The 1638-nt window shown below is 50.1% G+C and carries 1 protein-coding gene and 1 pseudogene; both read right to left on the bottom strand.

Annotated elements, in window-relative coordinates; all coding sequences use genetic code 11:
* Positions 1 to 398 (bottom strand): annotated as a pseudogene (locus EI42_RS31750) (L,D-transpeptidase); the annotation flags it as partial.
* Between the two features lie 193 nt (positions 399 to 591).
* Positions 592 to 1638 (bottom strand): L,D-transpeptidase (locus EI42_RS31755; protein WP_146505499.1); only part of this gene is annotated, 1047 nt, incomplete at its 5' end.

Below are 1638 nucleotides of genomic sequence, written 5' to 3' on the forward strand. Positions count from 1 at the left end.
CTGGCCTGGTTTTGCAGTTGCTGAGTAGCAACGGGAACCACTCCCTGTGTCTGGATGGTCAACTGCTTATAGCGAGTGGCAAGGTTATTGTAATATTGGTCAACCGCCGGGGCATTCAGACCAAGAAAGTTGACCGGTGCAGGCGTCTGGCCGAGCTCATCTTTTTGTTTGTTGATTTTGGTCAGATAGCTATCAGGGACCCCGATATCATGAGCATGTTGTAGTTCTTTTTCAAACGCTTGCTTGTTTTGCGTTGCCTGACTCTGGTACTTGGGATCTCCTCCACAGGCGCTGAGGAGAACCAGAAGCATGCTCAGAAGTAGAGACAGCGCGAACACCGTGCGCGTCTTGCGAAACCGTTGTGAGCTTGTTTTCTGGTGTGCTGAACGTGATGGCATGAGAAGGCTTCTCCTCTTTTTGAGAAACAGAACGTTTTTCCAAAAGATTTTTCAGGATAAATAGATACGTATATGCCTATAATTATATCGTTTTATGTGCCGAAATGCATCACCTTTATTGAGGGGAGCAGGACATTCAAGGCGAGAAGATGGAGGGGCTGCGCCTTTCCCGGAACAGCCCTCCAGAGTACTTTTAGTACATGATGATCGGGGTATTGTAGTCGGTGTGTTCGTAGATCCAGCGCATCTGCTCGGTTGGCATATTGATACAGCCGTGCGTTCCAGAACTGGCACTGGCTGCGCCACCGGAATCGGTATGCGGGAATTGTTTGCCCGGGCCATAGTCCAGACGCCAGGGCGAGTCATGCAGGAAGTAGCCACCATCGTGATACAGGATGCCATAGTTGATCGGGGTGTCCTCGTACCAGTAGGGAGAGCCCTTCGGGAAAGGAGATTTAAAGACCATGTTTGTATCACGCAGCAACGGCTTCCAGATGCCTGGTACTGCTGGCAGCTCGGTACGCCCGCTCACAATCAGGATAGCATAGATGACCTTGCCGTTCTGATAGATGCGCAGTGCCTGCTCAACAAATGAGACGACGATGACAAGGTCGTTTTGCAGCTTGTAGCGCTCAAGCAACTTCCTGTCAGTCTCATGCGGCTGGTCGTACGGTGTTTTGTCGCTGTAGTCTTCGCCGAGCATGCGTTGATGGAAGATACCATTGCTGATGTCGGTGTATGCCTGCTGCATCTCTTCATAGGTTGTCGCATTGTTGTAGGCTTTGTCCAGATCCTCGCCCAATCCACGCTGCTCATACTCGAAGTTCAGTGCATACGTCTGGCCGTCAGGCGCATTGAAGTAGGTGTATTTCTTACTATACTCTTCAACCTCCCGATGATATTGATCCAGCAACAGCTTGGTATCAACCTTGAGCAGATCGAACTTCATCGCGTCCTGGAGTGCTGATGCCTTCTTCGCAAAGGCGTTGTATTCATCAACCGTCTTGGTGGTCTGTTGCATGCTCTTCAAAGCGTCAAACTGACTTTGATAGCTGCTTGTCTCGACCTTGTTCTGCTTGAGCTTATCGAGCCTGGTTTCCAGATCCTTGATCTTTGCCTGAGTGATGATAGGAATGGAACTCTTAAACTGGGTAGCAGCCTGCTGATAGTCGGCATCGATCTGCTGGTTAATCTTCTGGAGATCCTGTAGAGAAGTGGCCTTCCCCATCGCGTCTTTGTT

It is taken from the genome of Thermosporothrix hazakensis (assembly GCF_003253565.1).
In the GTDB taxonomy this organism is placed as follows: Bacteria; Chloroflexota; Ktedonobacteria; order Ktedonobacterales; family Ktedonobacteraceae; genus Thermosporothrix; species Thermosporothrix hazakensis.